Origin of the sequence: Halovenus carboxidivorans (genome assembly GCF_009831575.1) — an archaeon.
Lineage (GTDB): Archaea > Halobacteriota > Halobacteria > Halobacteriales > Haloarculaceae > Halovenus > Halovenus carboxidivorans.
In genome coordinates, this window is record NZ_WUUT01000005.1 from 267,180 (window position 1) to 285,578 (window position 18,399).

Annotated in this window: 20 protein-coding genes; 7 read left to right on the forward strand and 13 right to left on the reverse strand. The window is 65.1% G+C overall.

Annotated features, from left to right (window positions below; genetic code table 11):
- Position 1: 1 nt before the first annotated feature.
- Together GRX03_RS13805 and GRX03_RS13810 are read right to left on the reverse strand one after the other, a co-directional pair.
- Positions 2-1,405: a hypothetical protein gene (locus tag GRX03_RS13805; protein WP_368278472.1), complete on the reverse strand. Its 1,404-nt coding sequence runs from the start codon at positions 1,403-1,405 to the stop codon at positions 2-4.
- A complete protein-coding gene (locus tag GRX03_RS13810; protein ID WP_159764791.1) occupies positions 1,402-2,118 on the reverse strand; it encodes an ABC transporter ATP-binding protein in 717 nt (238 codons plus the stop codon). The genes GRX03_RS13805 and GRX03_RS13810 overlap by 4 nt, the downstream gene beginning before the upstream one ends.
- A 120-nt stretch (positions 2,119-2,238) precedes the next feature.
- Between GRX03_RS13810 and GRX03_RS13815 the strand changes: the two genes are divergently transcribed.
- The 3 genes from GRX03_RS13815 to GRX03_RS13825 are packed head-to-tail and all read left to right on the forward strand — an operon-like array spanning position 2,239 to position 3,936.
- On the forward strand, positions 2,239-2,685 hold the full coding sequence (locus GRX03_RS13815) for a hypothetical protein (protein WP_159764792.1): 447 nt from the start codon (positions 2,239-2,241) through the stop codon (positions 2,683-2,685).
- Positions 2,686-2,730: 45 nt separating this feature from the next.
- Positions 2,731-3,399: a DsbA family protein gene (locus tag GRX03_RS13820; protein ID WP_159764861.1), complete on the forward strand. Its 669-nt coding sequence runs from the start codon at positions 2,731-2,733 to the stop codon at positions 3,397-3,399.
- 3 nt (positions 3,400-3,402) lie between these two features.
- Positions 3,403-3,936, forward strand: a complete 534-nt coding sequence (locus tag GRX03_RS13825; RefSeq protein WP_159764793.1) for a tRNA (cytidine(56)-2'-O)-methyltransferase — start codon at positions 3,403-3,405, stop codon at positions 3,934-3,936.
- 1 nt (position 3,937) lies between these two features.
- Here the strand turns inward: GRX03_RS13825 and GRX03_RS13830 are convergent, their stop codons facing one another.
- Genes GRX03_RS13830 through GRX03_RS13840 form a run of 3 tightly spaced genes read right to left on the reverse strand, consistent with a single transcriptional unit; the run spans position 3,938 to position 7,688 of the window.
- Positions 3,938-4,909 carry a ring-cleaving dioxygenase gene (locus GRX03_RS13830; RefSeq protein WP_159764794.1) on the reverse strand — a complete coding sequence of 324 codons (972 nt, stop codon included), beginning with the start codon at positions 4,907-4,909 and terminating at the stop codon, positions 3,938-3,940.
- Positions 4,910-4,956: 47 nt separating this feature from the next.
- Positions 4,957-7,317 carry a CARDB domain-containing protein gene (locus tag GRX03_RS13835; protein WP_159764795.1) on the reverse strand — a complete coding sequence of 787 codons (2,361 nt, stop codon included), beginning with the start codon at positions 7,315-7,317 and terminating at the stop codon, positions 4,957-4,959.
- A gap of 59 nt (positions 7,318-7,376) precedes the next feature.
- Positions 7,377-7,688 carry a cupin domain-containing protein gene (locus GRX03_RS13840; protein ID WP_159764796.1) on the reverse strand — a complete coding sequence of 104 codons (312 nt, stop codon included), beginning with the start codon at positions 7,686-7,688 and terminating at the stop codon, positions 7,377-7,379.
- Positions 7,689-7,840: 152 nt separating this feature from the next.
- Between GRX03_RS13840 and GRX03_RS13845 the strand changes: the two genes are divergently transcribed.
- Positions 7,841-9,400 (forward strand): class I adenylate-forming enzyme family protein, encoded by a 1,560-nt coding sequence (locus GRX03_RS13845; protein WP_159764797.1) that lies wholly within the window; start codon positions 7,841-7,843, stop codon positions 9,398-9,400.
- 62 nt (positions 9,401-9,462) lie between these two features.
- Complete coding sequence (locus GRX03_RS13850) at positions 9,463-10,770, forward strand: Glu/Leu/Phe/Val family dehydrogenase (RefSeq protein ID WP_159764798.1); 1,308 nt, start codon at positions 9,463-9,465, stop codon at positions 10,768-10,770.
- 69 nt (positions 10,771-10,839) lie between these two features.
- Here the strand turns inward: GRX03_RS13850 and GRX03_RS13855 are convergent, their stop codons facing one another.
- Complete coding sequence (locus GRX03_RS13855) at positions 10,840-11,874, reverse strand: phosphate signaling complex PhoU family protein (RefSeq protein WP_159764799.1); 1,035 nt, start codon at positions 11,872-11,874, stop codon at positions 10,840-10,842.
- 97 nt (positions 11,875-11,971) lie between these two features.
- Positions 11,972-13,039 (reverse strand): ATP-NAD kinase family protein, encoded by a 1,068-nt coding sequence (locus GRX03_RS13860; protein ID WP_159764800.1) that lies wholly within the window; start codon positions 13,037-13,039, stop codon positions 11,972-11,974.
- Between the two features lie 72 nt (positions 13,040-13,111).
- Between GRX03_RS13860 and GRX03_RS16930 the strand changes: the two genes are divergently transcribed.
- Positions 13,112-13,234 (forward strand): hypothetical protein, encoded by a 123-nt coding sequence (locus GRX03_RS16930; protein ID WP_267902786.1) that lies wholly within the window; start codon positions 13,112-13,114, stop codon positions 13,232-13,234.
- A gap of 27 nt (positions 13,235-13,261) precedes the next feature.
- Here the strand turns inward: GRX03_RS16930 and GRX03_RS13865 are convergent, their stop codons facing one another.
- The 5 genes from GRX03_RS13865 to GRX03_RS13885 form a co-directional block, all read right to left on the reverse strand.
- Entirely contained in the window at positions 13,262-13,951 is a 690-nt protein-coding gene (locus tag GRX03_RS13865) for a competence/damage-inducible protein A (protein ID WP_159764801.1), read from the reverse strand.
- 67 nt (positions 13,952-14,018) lie between these two features.
- The gene (locus GRX03_RS13870; RefSeq protein WP_159764802.1) at positions 14,019-14,795 is read right to left on the reverse strand and encodes a DUF5803 family protein; all 777 of its coding nucleotides are present in this window, start codon (positions 14,793-14,795) and stop codon (positions 14,019-14,021) included.
- Complete coding sequence (locus GRX03_RS13875) at positions 14,796-15,464, reverse strand: DUF2110 family protein (RefSeq protein ID WP_159764803.1); 669 nt, start codon at positions 15,462-15,464, stop codon at positions 14,796-14,798. It abuts the gene before it with no gap.
- Positions 15,464-15,997 (reverse strand): transcription factor, encoded by a 534-nt coding sequence (locus tag GRX03_RS13880; RefSeq protein WP_159764804.1) that lies wholly within the window; start codon positions 15,995-15,997, stop codon positions 15,464-15,466. Before GRX03_RS13880 ends, GRX03_RS13875 begins: the two co-directional genes overlap by 1 nt.
- 93 nt (positions 15,998-16,090) lie before the next feature.
- Entirely contained in the window at positions 16,091-16,909 is an 819-nt protein-coding gene (locus tag GRX03_RS13885; protein WP_159764805.1) for an aldo/keto reductase, read from the reverse strand.
- A gap of 133 nt (positions 16,910-17,042) precedes the next feature.
- Between GRX03_RS13885 and aglJ the strand changes: the two genes are divergently transcribed.
- Positions 17,043-18,059, forward strand: coding sequence for an S-layer glycoprotein N-glycosyltransferase AglJ (gene aglJ, locus GRX03_RS13890; RefSeq protein WP_159764806.1), 1,017 nt, complete (start codon positions 17,043-17,045; stop codon positions 18,057-18,059).
- Here aglJ and GRX03_RS13895 read toward each other — a convergent pair.
- A complete protein-coding gene (locus tag GRX03_RS13895; protein WP_159764807.1) occupies positions 18,056-18,379 on the reverse strand; it encodes a DUF5789 family protein in 324 nt (107 codons plus the stop codon). The genes aglJ and GRX03_RS13895 overlap by 4 nt on opposite strands.
- Between the last annotated feature and the right edge of the window lie 20 nt (positions 18,380-18,399).

The following is an 18,399-nucleotide window of genomic DNA, read 5'->3' on the forward strand; positions in this document are numbered from 1 at the left end:
GTCACCTCCGGAGTCGGTCGTGCCACCGACGGGGCGCTCGGACCGCGAGGACCGCGCCGACAGCGGCGGCGACGGCCGCGACCCCGACAGCGACGGCTGTCGAGGTCACCGGAGCGGTTCCGTGGGCCAGCGCGGCGACCAGAAGCGGGACCGAGACCAGCGCCAACGCCGCCCCGTAGACCGCGAACAGCGCCGTGTCGAACAGCAGTTCGTTGGCCGAAAAGCCGGTCAGATACGCCGTGACACCGAAGACGTAGAGGGCGACCAGCGGGAAGACGGCGATCCCCACGAGCAGATCCGCGGCCGGATACCGAAGGACGCCGGCCGCGAGGTATGCGGCTCCGAACGGTGCCGCACAGGCGTAAAACGCCAGCAGTTTCCCCCGAAACACCGCTTGTAGGCCGTCGGGATAGCGCAGGTACTCCGCCGGGTCGTCCGCCTGTGTCACCCAGTTGTAGGTCGTGAACGTGCCGAGGCCGAGCAGCGTGCCGAAGGCGATACCGCCGGACGGATCGAGCGTCGTCGCGGCCGCGAGTCGGTCGAGCAACAGAAGTGCGACACCGAACAGGACGCCCAGCGAGAACCCGACTTTCCAGACCGAGCCGCTGGAGCGGGTCACTTCGAGCAGTGATCTGGCGGTGTGAACGTCCGTCGCCGAGCGGAGCCGTCGAAACCGGGACGGGTCGGTCCGGCGGAGCGCCCGACCCGAAGTCGGATCGAACGACAGCGGGCCGGCGACGAGAACCACGGCCAGAGCGAGGAGGCCGGTCGCGGCGGTCCGGACCCCCGGGTCGACGAAGACACCGTAGGGGGTGAACTGAACCATCACCGCGGGTTCGAGAACGACAGCGGCGACCAGAGCGGCAACGACAGCCACCAGCACGCCGCGGTTCTGCGTTGCGATGCCGGCCAGCGCCAGGCTGGTCCCGGTGCCGAGTGCGAAGGTTCCGGCGACGGTCAGCCACAGCAACGCCAGCGACGGCACTGTGAGCCCGCCCGTGAGAGCGACCGGGACGAAGCCGACGACCACCGGCGTCAAGAAAAAGCAGAGGTAGTAGACGATGTCCTTCCAGATGAACACGCCGAGCAGTCGTCGCCGGGAGACCGGCAGCGTCCGCGCCGAGAAGACGAGCAGGGTCACGTCGCCGAGGACATCTCGGAGCGCGTCGCGGCCGACCAGTCCGATGGTGCCGACCTGCAACCCGAAGAAGAAAACCAGCCCGTGCAGGCCGGCAGCGAGTGTCCCGACTGCGGTTCCCGTCAGCGCGAACAGAGACAGGCCGCCGCCGGCGAGAAGCGCAATCAGAACCGGGAAGGCCAGGAACCGCTCCCGGCCGAACAGTTCGGCGTGCAGGCGGTACTCCTCGATTAGCATCCGGGAGAACAGCCGGGTCGTCCGACTCACTGCGGCGACACCTCCCGGGCAACCTCGGTTTCGTAGGCGCTGAGCAACCCGTCGTCCATCGTCGCCGGATCGCGCTGTGTCCGGAGGCGGCCGTCAGCGATGATTCCGACCTCGGTACAGAGCTGTTCGGCGACCTCGACGAAGTGTGTCGAGAGAAAGAGAGTGTTGCCGTCGGCACAGTACTCCCGGAGCGTCGCCTTCACCTCCGACTGCATCAGCGGGTCGAGATTGACGAGCGGTTCGTCGATGAAGGCCAGATCCGGCTCGTGGATGAACACCTGCGCGAGCATGACCCGCTGGCGTTCACCCTCCGAGAGATCGGAACTCATCGTGTCGAGGATGCCCCGGAAATCGAGGACGTCGGCCCACTCGGCGATCCGGTCGTCGATATCCGGAATCGAGCGTACGTCACCGACGAACTCCAGGTACTCCCGGGGCGTGAGGAAACTCGGCGGATCCTCTCGTTCGGGCAGAATCCCGATCGATCTGCGGACCTCGATGGGCTCTGTCACCGGGTCGGTGCCGAGGACGCGAGCCTCGCCCGCCGTCGGCGTCCGCTGGCCGGTGAGAATCTCTATTGTCGTCGTCTTGCCGGAGCCGTTCGGGCCGAGCAGTCCGTAGAGTTCGCCCGCCTCGACCGTGAGGTCGAGTCCGTCCAGGGCCGCTACGTCGCCGTATTCCTTGCGCAACCCGTCGACCTCGATTGCGGCCATAGTCGGCAATCGGAACGGACCGAATTAAATCCCGGCCCCGTGGTCTCGGCGCTGGTCGTGCCCGCGGAGAGCCCGGCGACATCAGTACAATTTTTATCGGAGCATCGCAGAGATGGGAGTGTGAAAATCGGGAGCTTTCGCGGGCGGCCGTCGAAGGCACACATGCTGTGGACCCGCACAACCGACAGCGGCAAACCGATGAAGCGGTTCGACGACACTCACTTCAAGCGGTGGGTGAACCACTGCGGGTTCGATTTCGACACGCGCAAGCGGATCGACCACGACAGAGCAGACTCCTCGCGGACCCAGTACCGGTGCGTGTTCAAGTGGGGGAAGACGAAACAGAAGCAGGTCGAAATCGCCGACAAGGAGGTCACTCTCGGCAGCCAGAAGGCCCCGATCACGTTTATCGAAATCGACGAAGAGGGGCTCGCTCGCGTCAAAGTCGGCGATACCGAGAAGATTTACAACATCGTCGAGATGCGTCACGACGGCGCCGCCCTGCTGATCAAGACCGCCGGCGGCGAGAAGAAGAAACTCGACGGCAAGAAGCTCTCGGGCGGGTAGCGTCGAGTCGTGACCCTCAATACGGTGGTCCGACAACGCCTAGCTATGATAACAGATGGACCCGACCGTCGGCCGGCGTCCCGACGGCGGTTTCTCGGAGCAGTCGCGGCGGGGACCGTCGCGCTCGCCGGCTGTACTGGCAGCTCCGATCCCGGCACCAGCGGGTCGGGCGAGCAACGCGAGACACTGTCCGAACCGCCCGAGTGGCCGCCGGTCCTCGGTGACCCCGAGGCGGCAGTCACCCTCGAAGTGTTCGAGGATTTCAACTGCCCGCACTGCCAGGAGTACAGCACCGAGCAGTTCCCGGAGGTCAAATCGGAGTATCTCGACCCCGGCTCGATCCGGTACGAGCACCGAGACCTCCCGTTCATTCACGCGACCTCCTGGCAGGCGGCCAGCGCCGTCAGGGAGGTCTACCGGCTCTACGGCGGGGACGTGTTCTGGGAGTACAAATCCAAACTGATGGAAAGCGGCAGTCAGATCCGGAACAATGCGCCGGGAATCTTCGGAGAGATCGCGGCCCAGTTGAATCTCGATTCGGAGGCCGTCCGGGAGGCGGCCGCGAACCGAGCGCACGACGAGAGAGTCCAAGCAGACCGATCACGGGCTGTCGAGTACGGCGTCGAAGCGACTCCCGGGTTCGTCGTGGACGGGAGCGTGATGAGTGGGCTCGCTGACGCCCGGAGTACCATCGACAGCAAACTCTCGGAGTAACTCATGCAGGACAGACCACCCGTGACTGTCCTGCGACTGGGACATCGCCCGGGGCGCGACGAGCGCATGACCACCCACGTCGGACTCACCGCCCGGGCGCTCGGTGCCGACCGAGTCGTGTTGGCCAACGACGGAGCGAGCCGTCGCGATACCATCGAAGACATCACGGACCGCTTCGGCGGCCCCTTCGCCGTGGAGGAGACAGAACGGCCGATCGACAGGATCGAGGCGTTCGACGGCGTCGTCGTCCATCTGACGATGTACGGCCTTCCGGTGCAGGACGTGGAGGCGGAGATTCGGGACGCCCACGAGACCGATCCGGTGCTCGTCGTCGTCGGCGCGGAGAAGGTGCCGTGGGACGTCTACGAGCACGCGGAGTACAACGTCGGGGTCACGAACCAGCCACACTCGGAGGTGGCCTCTCTCGCGGTCTTTCTCGACCGACTGTTCGAGGGGGCGGAACTGGACCGGGAATGGGAGGACGCCGAGCGCCGGGTCGTCCCGCAGGAGGCCGGCAAACGCGTCGACGAGACGTGAGCTACCGCTCGGCGGTCGGAATCTCGATTGGCGTGAGATTGGCTTCGATCTGGTCCCGCTGGGCCTCGAACTCGCCCGGGAGGACGAGCCGTTCACCGAGCGCGTCGAGGGGTTCGTCGCTGTCGTACCCGGGGCCGTTCGTCGCCAACTCGAAGAGGATGCCCGCGTGCTCCCGGAAGTACACCGAACGGAACCAGTGGCGGTCGATCTGCGAAGTCGGGTTCAGCCCCTCCTTGCGAACCGCCGCCCGCATCGCGTCCTGATCCTCGTCGGTCGGCGTCTGGAACGCGACGTGGTGGACCGTGCCGTGGCCCTGTCGACCCCCTTCGATGGTCGGGACGACGTCGACGTACTTGCCCACGTGACCCGTCGCAGCGAAGCGGGTTCGCTCCTCGCCCGCGTCGGCGTCGGTCTGTTCGGTTCCGGTCTCTTCGAGCCCCATCGTTTCGAGCAGTTCCTGTGTCGGAATCGGATCGGCCACCCACAGCGTCACCGAGTGAAAGCCGCGGATGGCGTGCTCCTCGGGGACGAACTCGGTCCACGGGTCGGTCGGGTCGTCGTCCGGAATCTCCGTCTCGACCAGTTCGACCGGAAGCCCGTCGGGGTCGCTGAAGGGGAGCACGGTCTCCCCGAACCGTTCGAGTCGGTCGTCGTACTCGACGCCGTACTCCTCGAAGCGGTCCTCCCAGAAGTCGAGACTTCCCGGTGGAACGCGGAAGGCGGTTCGGGAGACCTGCCCGGAGCCGACCTTGCCGGCGCTGAGGTCCTCCCACGGGAAGAAGGTCATACTCGTTCCCGGTGTGCCCTCGCTGTCGGCGTAGAAGAAGTGGTACGTTCCGGGGTCGTCCTGGTTGATCGACCGCTTGACGAGTCGAAGCCCGAGCGTCTCCACCCAGAAGTCGATGTTCGCCTGCGGGTCGCCTGCGACGCAGGTGACGTGGTGAATGCCCGGTGTCGGTGACGGATCTGCCATACCACAAGTAGGGGCCGAGCCTACTTCAGTCTCCGCTGACACGGATGTTACCGGTCGAGCGAGGAGCGAAGCGCCTGGCTGAAGTCGTACGCGGAGTCGTACCGGGCACCGGGATCCGTTTCGAGGGCGCGCATGACCGGGTCGTCGACCGAGGCGGGGAGATCGGCGACCGAACTCGGCGGCGTGATTTCGCCGTCGAGAATCGCCGACCGCTCGGCGGCGACCGGCGGCTCCCCGGTGAGTCCGTAGTACGCGACGGCACCGAGCCCGTAGATGTCGACGGTGCCGGCAGCGCTGTCGAACTCGGCGGAGAGCAACTCCGGCGCGGTGTATGCCGTGATCCGCTCGTCGCCGCGGGCTTCGACGACGGCCCGGCGAAGCCCCCAGTCGTCGACGACTCCCTGCGGGCCCTCGCCACCCTCGAGAACGTGAACCACGTCGGGGGTCAGGTCCTCGTGGCGGACGTTGTACAGTTCCATCCGCCGAATCGCCTCCGCGGCATCTGTCACGGCGGCGACGACGCCTTCGGGGTCGGTGCCGGCGAGATCCGCGACGGTCCGTGTCCCGGAGAAATCCTCCACGGCGACCCAGGGCTGCGGCCGGCTGTCCCGGTCGTAAATCGAGACGACGTTCGGGTGCGTGTGGCCGTTGTACCACTTCGAGACCGCGTTCGTGAACGCATCCGCGGCGTCGTCGTCGGCGTCAGCGAGCGCGTAGACGCGGGCATCGCCGGGCGCGTTCGTGTGCGTGCCCCGGAGGACGCTGAGACCGTCGGTGTTAGAGAGGCGTGTCAGACTAGCCAGAGCCGGGACTTCCCGTTCGAGCAGCGGAGCGACGTTGCCGCCGGCGACTTCGATATCGGTTTCGAGGCGGCGAAGCCACTCGAATCGGTCGTTTGCCATCGCGACGATATCGGGGTATCGCTCCCCGGCGTCCGCACGCGTCTCCTCGAGGAGCGAGCGAGCGTGGCTACAGGTGTCGAGGGCGCGCTCGTCGTCACCGTCTTCGAGTTGGACCTCTGCGTTGTCGAGCAGGCGGTCGATTTCCTCGATCCGGTCGGCGAGTTCCGCCTCGGAGACGGATTGCTCGACCGCACCGGCGGACGCTCCCTGTGGGTCGGTCGGGCCCGCGCCGGAGGGGACTCCTCCGGCAGACGCCGACTCCTCGGGTCGCTCCGAGGAACTGCCACCCGACAGCAACGCGTATCCGCCGATGAGCGTGGCCGCGCCGCCGCTGGCGAGCGCAACCGCGACCGGTGGGCTCGTCGGATCGACTGGCAGAGAGCTGAGAATCTGTCCGGGGTCGGCCGACGCATCGGAGCCTCCCTGTTCACTCCCCGAGTCGCCGGTACCACCGTCGGAGGTCGGGGGAGTCGGCGGTTCGGTGACGCGGAACTGAGCGAGGGCACTGTCGTCCCCGGTCCTGATCTCGTAGCTGTACGTTCCCGGGTCGGCCGGTGCCCGGAGGTCAGTGAACCGGACGGTGGTGCTCTCGTTCGGAGAGAGCCTGATGCTTCGGCGTTCGACCGTCTCGGCGCCGATCACCAGTTCGATCTGTCGCTCCCCTTGCTGTCCGCCGGTGTTCACGATGGTTCCGACCAGTGCGTCGATCCGCTGTTCGGGTTCGACAGAGAGGCTTTGCGGTCGGATCTCCTCGACGGTGAACTGCGCCGGGTCGGGAGGCACGACCGTTAGCTGTCCCTCGACAGCGTCGTCGGGGGTGCGAATCGCGTGAGTGAACGTCCGTTCGTCGTCTATCTCCGGGGCGGGAATCGAAAATTCGACCGAGACCGACTCTCCGGAGTCCAGTGTCACCTCCTGGGATCCGGCATCGATCGTATCGAGCAGAAGCCGTACCTGCGCGGTTCCGGTACCCGATCCGGTGTTCGTGACCGTCGCCGAGATGGGAACCTCCTCGCCGGGTTCGACGGTAGCGGTCTGGGGGCGGAGATTCGAGACCGAGAAGACGGGGTTGTCCGGAACGACGAGGACGACCCCCTCTGCGGAACTGTCTTCGCTCGCGACCGAGAAAGTAAATCGCCGCCGGTCCGTGACATCGGGAACGGGTAATCGAAACGCCACCTGTCTGCTCGCGTCGGCCGCGAGATCCACCCGCTGGGTCGAAACGACACTACCCGCTAACCGGGCTTCGATCAACTGGCTGCCGTAGACCGTCCCGGTGTTACGGACGGTCGTTGTCACTCGGATCTCCCCGCCGGGCCGAGTCTCGACCACGGTCGGAGAGAGGTCGGTGACGGTGAACGTCGCGCCGTCGGTCTGCGCGGCCACTTCGCCCGCGCCCGCGGTTCCGGCGCCGAGGAGTGCCGACGCGGCGACCACATTCCGTAAAAACGCCCGCCGACTCGGCGATACGTCGTCATCGCCGGCCGCCGGGCCGTGTTCTCTCATTCGGCCGTCAATTGGAGAGAGTTACTAATAAACGTTCGTCGTTTAGCTAGGTCGGTGGTTCAACCGGGCATCGGGCAGAGGCTGGCGGTCAGAACGACCGTCTCGTCAGTCTCGTTGCGTGCGCCGTGGGAGACCCCCCGGTCGTGATGGACGATCCCGGGGGCGGTGATTTCCGCCTCGGTTCCATCCTGGATGACCGTCACGGTTCCCTCGGTGACCTGGAAGATGTTCGTCGATTCCGGGTGCTCGTGCGGGGAGAGTTCCGCACCGGGACCCAGCGCGAACGCCTTGACGAGGACATCCTCGGAGACGACTAACTCCGTGTCCAGAACCTCGCCGTCGTCCGGATCGAGTGATTCGTACAGATCCATCTCGTTGGAGATACTGCGTGCGGACACTTACTGTTAGGGGTGTGGGTCTGCGAGGTGCTGATGCCGTCTGTGCCGGGGCGTGACCGACGGTGGACGCGCGGGCCGGCCATGAGCGGGGAAATTTTTAACACGACGCTATGGGAGCATATGCCATGGACGCCAGTGAGCTTTCGGAGGCCGCGAGGTCGGGTAACGCCGCGCGGTTGCACGAGGAGACGGCACGCCATCACGGGGACGCACTCGCCGTCGAGTATCACGGAACGACACTCACACACGACGAACTGAGCGCGGAGAGCGCCGCGTTTGCCGGTGCCCTCGCTGACCACGGGATCGAACCCGGCGACGTACTGCTGCAGTATCTCCCGAACTGTCCGGCGTACTTGACCGGGGCGCTGGGGGCGTTCAAAGCCGGCGTCGCGGTCTCGCCGGTGAATCCGCAGTACCGCAAGCGGGAGTTGACGTACCAACTGGAGGATACCGGGGCGTCAGTCGTGTTGACACACACGGCGCTGCTCGACCATCTCAGGGAGGCGCTGGCCGAAATCGACTGGGATCCGCTGGTCGTCGCAGTCGCCGCCAGCGACGACGACGTGGAGATGTTCTCGGAGATGCGCAGCGACCCCACGTTCGTCGAGCAGGACGACGACGATATCGCGCTGTTGCCGTACACGTCGGGGACGACGGGGAAGCCGAAAGGCGTCGAACTGACCCACGCGAACTTCCGGGCGCAGATGTTCCAGACCCTCGGCCAGGCGAACGACATCCCCGACGAGGAGGTCAGGAGTCTGGTCTGGTTGCCGCTGTATCATATCACCGGGTTCACCCACACGGCGTGGCAGCCACTGCTCCGAGGCGGCAGCGTCTATCTCCGGAGTGCGGCCAACTGGAAGGGCGAGGCCGGGATGCAACTCATCGAAGAGGAGGGGATCACACACTTCGTCGGGGTGACGGCGATGTACGTCGACATGGTCGAACACGAGGAGTTCGACTCCTACGATCTGACGAGCCTCGAGATGGCCGCCGAAGGGGGAGCGAAACTGCCCGAGGCGATACAGGAACGGTTCCAGGAGGGGACCGGCGTCGAGATGGACGAGGGGTACGGACTGACCGAGACACACGGCGCGACACACACGCAGGTGAACTCGACGTACGGGACGAAACACGGCTCGGTCGGCCAGCCGACGCGGCTGACGGACTGCAAGATTGTCGACGAAGCCGGCGAAGAGGTCCAACCGGGCGAGCAGGGAGAGTTACTCGTCCGCGGACCACAGGTGATGAAGGGATACCACGACATGCCCGAGACGACCGAGGCGGCGTTTACCGAGCGTGGCTACTTCAAAACCGGCGACATCGCCCGCCGGGACGAGCACAACTACTACGAGATTCTCGACCGCAAGAAGCACATGATCAACACGGCCGGCTACAACGTCTATCCGAGCGAACTGGAGGAGTTGCTGGCCGAACACGAGGCTGTCGCGGAGGGGGCCGTCGTCGCGATTCCGGACGAACGCCGCAACGAGGTCCCCAAGGCCTTCGTCGTCCCGAGCGAGGGCGTCGAGCCCGGCGAAGAGGTCACCGAGGAAGAGATCAAGCAGTACTTCCTCGACCGGGTCGCCGCGTACAAACACCCCCGGGAGGTCGAGTTCATCGACGAACTGCCCCGGACCGCCAGCGGCAAGATCCAGAAATACAAGCTCCGCGGCGAGGACTAAGTCGACGAGACATCACACTGGCGTGAGGGAGCTTCTTATGCACTGGAGTGTAACCAGATGACATGGATAGCGATCTGGGACCAGAAGGGGTCGAAACCGTCTGTGAGGTGTGTGAAGTCGAACTGGATCGGATTACGGAGGTCGCGCAACTAACCGATCAGGACATCGAGCTACTGCGCCAGCCACGGCGTCGGATCAACGCCAACATCCCCGTCCGGATGGACGACGGCTCTATCGACGTGTTCCCGTCCTTTCGGATCCAGTACAACGGCGCTCGGGGACCGACAAAAGGCGGGATTCGGTTTCATCCCGGCGTCAACGAGAGCGAAGTCGACGAACTCGCCTTCCTGATGACACTGAAATGCGCCGTGGTCGATATCCCATTCGGCGGCGCCAAAGGCGGGGTGCAGGTCGACCCGTCGGAGCTTTCGGCCGGCGAACTCGAACGGCTCTCGCGGGCGTACGTCAGAGAGTACCACGACACGATCGGACCGCAGAGTGACATCCCAGCGCCGGACGTGAACACGGACGCGCAGATCATGGCCTGGATGCGCGACGAGTACGAACGGCTCGAAGGCGAACACGCCCCGGGTGCGATTACGGGCAAGCCGCCCGCGCTGGACGGCAGCGAGGGGCGTGACACGGCGACCGCTCTCGGCGGAGCCGAGATTCTCGACGCCTTCGTCGACCACGCCGACATCGACGGTCAGATCGACGTGGCGATTCAGGGCTTCGGCAACGTCGGGTCACACCTGGCGCGGTTTCTCCACGACCGGGGGTACAACGTCGTCGCGGTCAGCAACGCCGCCGGCGGGATCCGTGATCCGACCGGACTCGCGGTCACCGAACTGATCGACGGCTACGAGAGCGAACACGACCTGTTCGAGTTCGACGCGACCGAGATATCCAACGAGGAACTGCTGACGGCTGATGTCGACGTGTTGATCCCGGCGGCTATCGAGGACCAGATCACCCAATCGAACATGGCCGAGATACAGGCTGCGGCCGTACTCGAAATGGCCAACGGGCCGACGACGCCAGCAGCCGACGAGTATCTCGCAGAGCAGGGGATACCGGTCATCCCCGATATCCTCGCCAACGCCGGCGGCGTCACCGTCTCCTACTTCGAGTGGGTGCAGAACACGACGAACGAGTACTGGACGGAACGGCGGGTTCAGGAGAAACTCCGAAAACAGATGCGGACGGCGTTCGAGGCAGTTGCCGAACTTAAAACCGACGGGCAGCCCGACCGGACGTGGCGAGAGGCCGCCTACACCAGAGCGGTAGACGCCGTGTTGACGGCCGAGAGCTACCGGAGTAACATTCCGGATCCGACCGACCGTAGCGGGTCAGGAGTGAGTCCAGACTGAGACGGTCAGGCGACGCCATCTCACCCACCGGGGGAACGATGACCGGCGGGGACCGTCGGGACGGGTCGCTCAGTCGATAGAGATGTGGTCCGATTCCTCGTTGAGTGCCAGGTTCGTCGCGATTTCGGCGTTTCGGACGGCGTACTGCGCGGTCTGATCGAGGCTGACGAGTACCTCCCGGACCTGCAGTAGCTGTTGGTTGTCCATCTCGGGCAGGTCCGCGAGAATCTCCTGTTCGCGGGTGCTGATCTCCTCGAAGCGCTGTTTGACCTCGATTGCGGCGTCGTAATCGCGTTCGACGGCCGACTCGACGGCGAGTTCGGTCAGTTCGTTCACCTCGTCGGTGAACTCCCGGATCCGTCGCATCGTCGACTGGTCGATGTTCAGCGAGTGGCCGTCTGCCTCCAGTGCGATGTCAGCGATGTCTTCGGCGTTGTCGGCGGTCAGTTCGAGATTCTTCGCGATGGAGCGGTAGCCGATCAGCGGGAAGCCGTCGGTCAGGCCGACCGCCCGGGCCAAGTTCGGGTTCTGGTAGGAGGTGAAGATCAGCCGAAGCAGAAGGACGAAAATCTTGTTCGCCTGCCGCTCGCGGTTGAGCGCGCGCTGTGCGAGGTCGGGGTTGCTGTGGGCCAGCGATTTCACTGCCTCGTTTCGCATCGTCGACCCGGTCGATTCCAGTCGTTCGAGCAGATTGTCGAGCGTGAAGTCCTCCGGGTCGACCGAACACCGGATGGCGATGTTCTCCGGCGTCTCCTCGATGACGCCGAGGCCCATCAGTTGCGTTTCGGCGTTGTAGACGGCGTTTATGTGCTGGCTGTCGAGCGTTTCCCCCTCGTCGGCACGAACGTGGATGACCCGACGGCCGAGAACGTACTGCGAGACGATCGCGCGCTCGACGGCGTCTGCCCCGAGGCCGCTGGCGTTGATCACCGCCTCACTCTCCTCTGAGTGAACGGATTCGGGCATGACGGTCAGTGTGCCCTTACCGCCGAGTCTGAGCGACACCTCGTCTCCCTTCTCGACATCGTACTCCTGTGCCCACTCCGCGGGCAGCGTCATCGCAAGCGTCGACGGTCCCAGTCGCTGGACTTTCCGCGTTTCCATACTCCCTTTACGTTCGCACTGCTACCTTAATCTTATCAATACGTCCTTGGTCACTCCAAGGGCGACCGGGGACTGTTCCAGTCGGTTCGTGGAGAAATCAGAGTACTTCCATGAGTCGGGTCTCGTACCGACCGACGCGCACGCGCTGCCAGCCCCGCAGCGACTCGTCGAGCGCCTCGTCGCCGGTATCGACGCGGAGCGCACCGATGTCTTCGAGTTTCCGCCGCGAGGCGACGATCTCGATCTCGGAGTTACGGATGATCTCCGGCGAGATCTGTTGGTTGCCGCGGCCGAAAATGAACCCCTGGCCGCCAATCGGCGAGACGACCACCGTGTTGCGCTCGCCCAGCACCGCGGCGATATCATCGGCCGCGCCGTCGGAGACGAGGACTTCGCCGTCGCGGTACACGTCGACGCCGAGCGCGGTGCCGTCGATGCCGAGTTTCTCCTTGATCGTGCCGAGGGTGCCGCCCGGACCCAGAATGTAGGTTCGGCCCGGTTCCACGTCCTCTGCGAACCCCTCCGCGAGGCCCTCGACGGTGCCGCCGCTGAGCTGTTTGCCGCCCTGTCGCTGCGGGGCGACGGGGACCGTCGCCAGCGCCCGGAGTTCAGTGTGGACCTCTCCCTCGCGGTACTCGTCCTCGTCGATGTCGTTCACCTCGGCGCGCTCGGTGGAGTCGAAGGAGACGGCGACGTGAGCCGCGGCCTCCGGCGTGACCGCGAACACCGCCGAGTAGACCTTCACACCGGCAGGGACGCCGAGAATCGGCAGATCCCCGCCGGCGTCGGCAATCGTCTCGGCGACATCGGCCGCGGTGCCGTCCCCGCCGACGAACAATACGAGATCGAGATCCGCCTCCAGAAAGGCCCGAACTGCTCGGCGGGTGTCCTCGGGGGTGGTCTGTTCGCGTTCCGGGCGCCCGAGCACTTCGGGGTCGAAGCCGTGCTCGACGGCCTCCGCTTCGCCCATGAGACCACCCCAGGTGTACAGCGTGACCTCGGCACCGGTGTCAGCGAGTTCTGTGAGCATCTCCCCGGCCCGGTCGGGTGCGCGCATCTCCGCGCCGCGTGCCCGCGCCTCTTCGACTTTCCCGTCAGTTCCTTTGAGTCCGACGCGGCCGCCCATCCCCGCGATGGGGTTGACCACGAACCCGAGTCGACGCATCACCGACACTACGGGCGAAGCCGACAAAAGCGAACCGGAACGCCTTACTACACCCGCCTGTCAGCATCGTACATGACAGTACTGAACGCGACGCAGGTTGGCGTCGGCGCCGGACCGATCAACATCGCGGCTGCAGTCGTTCTTCTCGGTGGGATCGTTCTCGCTGCGCTGTGGGTGCGTTCGCTCACGCGGTGAGAACGCCCTGCAGGCGCACGGCGGCTCTTATTCGGGAGATTCGACACGCTCGGTCAGCCAGTCGGCGGCGGCCTCGACGGCGTCTTTGTCTGTGCTCTGAATCCGCAGTCGCACGTACTCGCCGGGGTAGCTCCCGACCTTGACCCCGAACTGCTCCTGGACCTCCCGCACGCGGTCCAGCAGTTGACTCTCCGGTTCGGCCGCCTCGACGACCGCACGGTGTTTCTGCGTGCCGCCGAACTCGTCAGCGATCAACTCGAACATCGCCCGCATCTCCGCAGGAACCCCGGGGAGGACGTAGACGTTTTCGATCGTACAGCCGGGGGCGACGCCCTCTGGATTGGGAAGCATCTCCGCGCGCTCCGGGATGTGCGTCGTGCCCGGCGCGAGGTCGTCGCCGGAGTAGCCGCCGCCCTCCGTCAGCCAGCGTTCGACCTCCTCGTCGGCGGCCAGTTCAGTCCCGAACGCGGCCGCGACCGCCTCCATCGTCATGTCGTCGTGTGTCGGTCCGAGCCCGCCGGTGACGATCACTCTCTCGTAGGCCGCCCGGTACTCGTTGACGACGCGGGCAATCTCGCTCACGTCGTCCGGAACGACGGTGATTCGGGAGACAGTCGCTCCCGCCTCTGTCAGTCGCTCGGCCAGCCACGAGGCGTTCGTGTTGACCGTATCCCCCGAGAGAATCTCGTCACCGACGGCGATCAGCGCAACGCGCATACACGCCGGTACGGACTCGACGGTACAAAGGGGCACTGACTCCCGAGGCCGACCGCCGCAGCGACGGTCACCGCATCCCCGGCGGCGGCCCGTCGTCGCCGATGTCGTCGTCTTCCATCTCGACATCTAACCCGACATCCTCACGTTTCTTCTTGGCACGCCGAACCTGCCGATAGTAGTAGGTGACGCCACCGATTCCGACAGAGACGACCACCGCGAGCAGTCCGCCGAAGATGTACATGTCCCTGACGAGGTAGTAGCGAACGGAGATCGGATCGCCGGCGTTCATGTCGTTCCAGACCAGCGTCGTCCGGTCGTTTGCGACGGTGTTCTCGTCCGGAGTCGGATTCACCCGGGAGAGCCCCCACAGTCCGACGCGGGTGCCTTTCGGCAACTCCATCCGGACCGTGCCGTCGACGAGGACGGGCCCGCTCCAACTTTTGCCGCTCCGAGGTGCGGTGTATCCGACCGACCCGTTCTCCGCCGGCAGTCGGATCGTCGTCTCGTCCCGGTTCCGCGTGGCTCCGAGTCCGGGGTGGGTCGCGTTGACGACGGTGCCGTTCGAGAATCGGAACTTCAAGTCCCCTATCTCGACCGAGGTTTCGCCCCGGAAGGTGTCTTCCCGGTAGACCGCCAGTTCGGACTGGCCCTCGACATCGACGACAGCCGCGTACGTGTTCGAGCCGACGGTCAGGTTGATACGCATCGTCGCGTTCGAGTCCCAGTCGTACTCCTGGTCACCCGTGAGCTGTTCGTCGTCGATTTCGCCGCCGCCGAACAGCGTACAGCCGGAGAGGAAGACCAGCGCGACCAGCGCGAGCACTGCGCGATGTCTGTTGTTCATTTATGATGGGACGACACAGAGCAGTTCGGCCGGGAGGTACTCGCCGATTCCGGCGAGCAGCCCCGGCGGGTCGGTATCCTCCGCACAGATAATGCTCTGTTCGAGCAGACCGAGTCGCTCGACGGTGACGATATCCTGGGCGTGGCCGGCCCGGTTGACCGTCGCCCGAACCTCCGCCCGGGTCGCGCTGTTGACGTTGACGCGGCCGTTGCCACGCTGCCAGTCGTACAGTTCGTCACGCTGGCTGTCGGCCAACCGCGGGGGTTCGTCGTAAACGAACGTCAGCGGCACGTGCTGGACGAGTCCGAACCGGGTTCGGATCGATTCGGGATCACCCGGGCCGAGTCCGAGTTCGTCACTCGGGATTCGGATCGGTCGGCCGGCATCGAGCACGAGCGCGTCCTCGTCCCAGGAGTCGAGCGTCCCGACGTATGTTTCGCCGACCTCGAAGGAGTCGGGAATCGTTCCCCACTCCTCGGCGAGGAGGTTCGCGGCGACCGTCTCGTCGTCGCCGGTCAGGGTCACCTCGGGAAAGCCGTCGTCTCTGAGGCCGACATCGACGGTCACGTCGAGATCACCGACGGCGTTGTCGAGAAGCGAACGTAGGGACTTGAGCGTGCGCTCGCGGGCGTCGCCGCTGACGTAACACTTCGTCGCGAGGACGACCATTAGACCTCGATTTCGGCGCTCTCGACGCCGAGTTCGTCTCGCAGTTGTTCGATGCGCTCCTCCATCGCCTCGATCAGGCGTGTGTTCTCCATCGGCTGCAGTTCAGCGCCCGTCTCCGGACACTGGAAGCCGAACTCCATCGCCTCGCCGAACTCGAAGCGGATGCCCGCCTCCTCGGAGAGGTAGAACTCGTTTTCCATCTCGTACTCGTAGCGGGCTTCGAGCGCGGCCAGCAGGCGATGCATCTCGGTTTCGAGCTGTTCGGGAATCTCCTCGTACTCGAAGGTCCAGAGATAGGTCAGCCAGCCGGAGTCCTCGTCGCGAAGCCGTCGGTAGCTCGCCAGGTCGTTCTCGTAGAGAATAAAGAGTGCCCGGCGAACGTCGTTGAGCTCGAGTCCGAGTTCTTCAGCTAGCTCCTCGTCGGTGACCTCGCCGTCCGGCGGGGCCGCCGCGACGGGCATCCCCTTCGGTCCGACGAGTTCGTGGAGGTACTTCTGAATGACCGGATCTTCGAGCAGTTCCTCAAAAGCCATTGCTCTTAGCTGGGGGTGTCATCCGGTTAAAAGCATCGGATAGCTCAGCCGATACGCGCCGCCCGGGTCGGCCCCGAGCGGCAGGGTCGACAGTCAGACGCCGATCTGACCGCGGACCATCGAGAGTCCGGTCTTGAGGTAGGACGGACGGGTGATCTGGTCGTGTTCCGACCGCGTCAGTTTGAAGTCGAAGACGTCGATGTTCTCGGCGAGATGCTCCCGGGAGGTGGACATCGGAATGGTGATCACGTTCTCGTGTTGGGTCGCCCACCGGATCGCCACCTGCGGGCCGCTCTTGTCGTAGACGCGACCGATCTCCGCCAGCAGGTCGTCGTCGATTGCGCCGCCGTTGGCCAGGGGGCTGTAGCCCGTCAGGATCACGTCTTCCTGCTGGCAGTAGGAGAGCAGTTCCCGCTGGGGCCACCACGGATGGAAGAGCACCTGGTTGGTGAAAATCGGCACGTCGGAGAGGTTCTGTGCGCGTTTGAGTCGGTCGACGCCGAAGTTGCTCACGCCGATAAACCGCGTGAGGCCCTGCCTGACACACTCGTTGAGTCCGTCGATAACCGCCGGCAGATCTGCGAGCGGATGCGGCCAGTGGATCAACAGCAGGTCGACCTGGTCGACCTCCAGGCGATTGAGACTCGCCCGGACGGACTCGACGATGTCCGCGACAGACCGGTGGGCCGGATTGACCTTCGTCGTGAGAAAGATCTCCGACCGATCCACGTCTGCATCCGCGATCGCGCTACCGACACCGGCCTCGTTCTCGTACAACTGTGCGGTATCGACGTGTCGATAGCCCAGTTCCAGCGCCGTCGAGACGCTCTCGTAGGCGACCTGGGTCTCCATCTGCCACGTCCCGACACCGACCTTCGGCACCTCGACACCGTCCTTCCTGACGTACTCCATACCGGTTGGTTCGACCCGGATACCCTAATGGATACTGGTACCGGCCGGTCGTCGAATCGACGGGATTCTTACCGTCCGACTGCCGCTCTGCGAACACGTACGTTTTTTTGTGTAAGTGATCTACGTCCCGGTAATGGTCGACCGAGACGAGGTCTGTGTTCTCATTCCGACGTACAACGAGGCCGCGGCTATCGGTGAAGTCATCGAGCGGTTTCTAGCTGTCGGCTACGAGAACGTCCTCGTCATCGACGGCGGATCGACGGACGGAACGCGTGATATCGCGGAGGAGGCCGGCGCGCACGTCGTCGTCCAGAGCGGCGAGGGCAAGGGCCAGGCCGTCCGGGAAGCCGTCGATATGATCGACGCCCCCTACGTCTTGATGGTCGACGGCGACGCGACGTACCGACCCGAGCAGGCCGACCGCATGATCGAACCACTTCAGGAGGGAACGGCCGAACACGTCATCGGGGACCGCTTCGCCGACATGCAAGACGGTGCGATGACTCGGCTGAACCAGGTCGGGAACCGGATCATCAACCGGGTGTTCAGCGTCGTGCACGGCCGCGACCTGCAGGACATCCTCAGCGGCTACCGGGCGTTTACCACCGACTCCTTCGGTCGGCTCTCGCTGTCGGCCGACGGGTTCGGTATCGAGACCGAACTCGCCGTCGAGTGCGTGCGACACGACATCAAGACTGCCGTCGTCCCGATCACCTACGAGTCCCGGCCCGAGGGATCGGAGACGAACCTCCGGCCGTTTCGCGACGGCGGGAACATCCTCCTCACGCTGTATCGGCTGGCGAAAAAGAACAATCCGATCTTCTACTTCGGGAGCATCGGCGTGTTGAGCGGCCTCATCGGCGTCGGACTGGCGGTGTTCGTCCTCTACTCCTGGATAGTCGTCGGCATCTCCCGGGAGGTGATCGCTCTGGCGAGCGGCGTCGCGCTGCTTTTCGGCCTCCAACTGGTGATGTTCGGGGTGCTGTCGGATCTGATCGTCACCGCGAACCGACAGCAGCGCCGCCAGTTCCAGCGGATCGAACGCCGCCTCGACCGCCTCGAACCGGACGACGGGGCGGAGCCGTCCGGGACAGCGAGACCGCCGGGCGAAGAGACGGTTGCGGTCTCGGAGGACGGGACTGAGGATTAGAACGGAACCAGCGCGCGGAGCCGACCGATGAGTCCGGTCGAACTCCGTTTCTCCTCGAACACTGGATGCATAGCGTTGAGCAGGTCCTGCTTGGACTCGAAGCGCTCCTGCTCGCAGGCCGCGAGCGCCTCGGCGAGCGTGATCTTCGCTCCGGAGGGGTCGACAGCCAGCCGGAGGTCGCCGTGTGCGGCCTCGAGTTCCCCGGCCGAAATCGGGAAACTGACACCCCTGTCGTCGACTCGCGCCTCCAGCGCGACGATGCCGAACTCGACCGTATCCGGTTCGTCGTCCAGGTCGTTCGATGGTGGCCGTGCTGCCATTATCCGGAGTATAGCCAGCG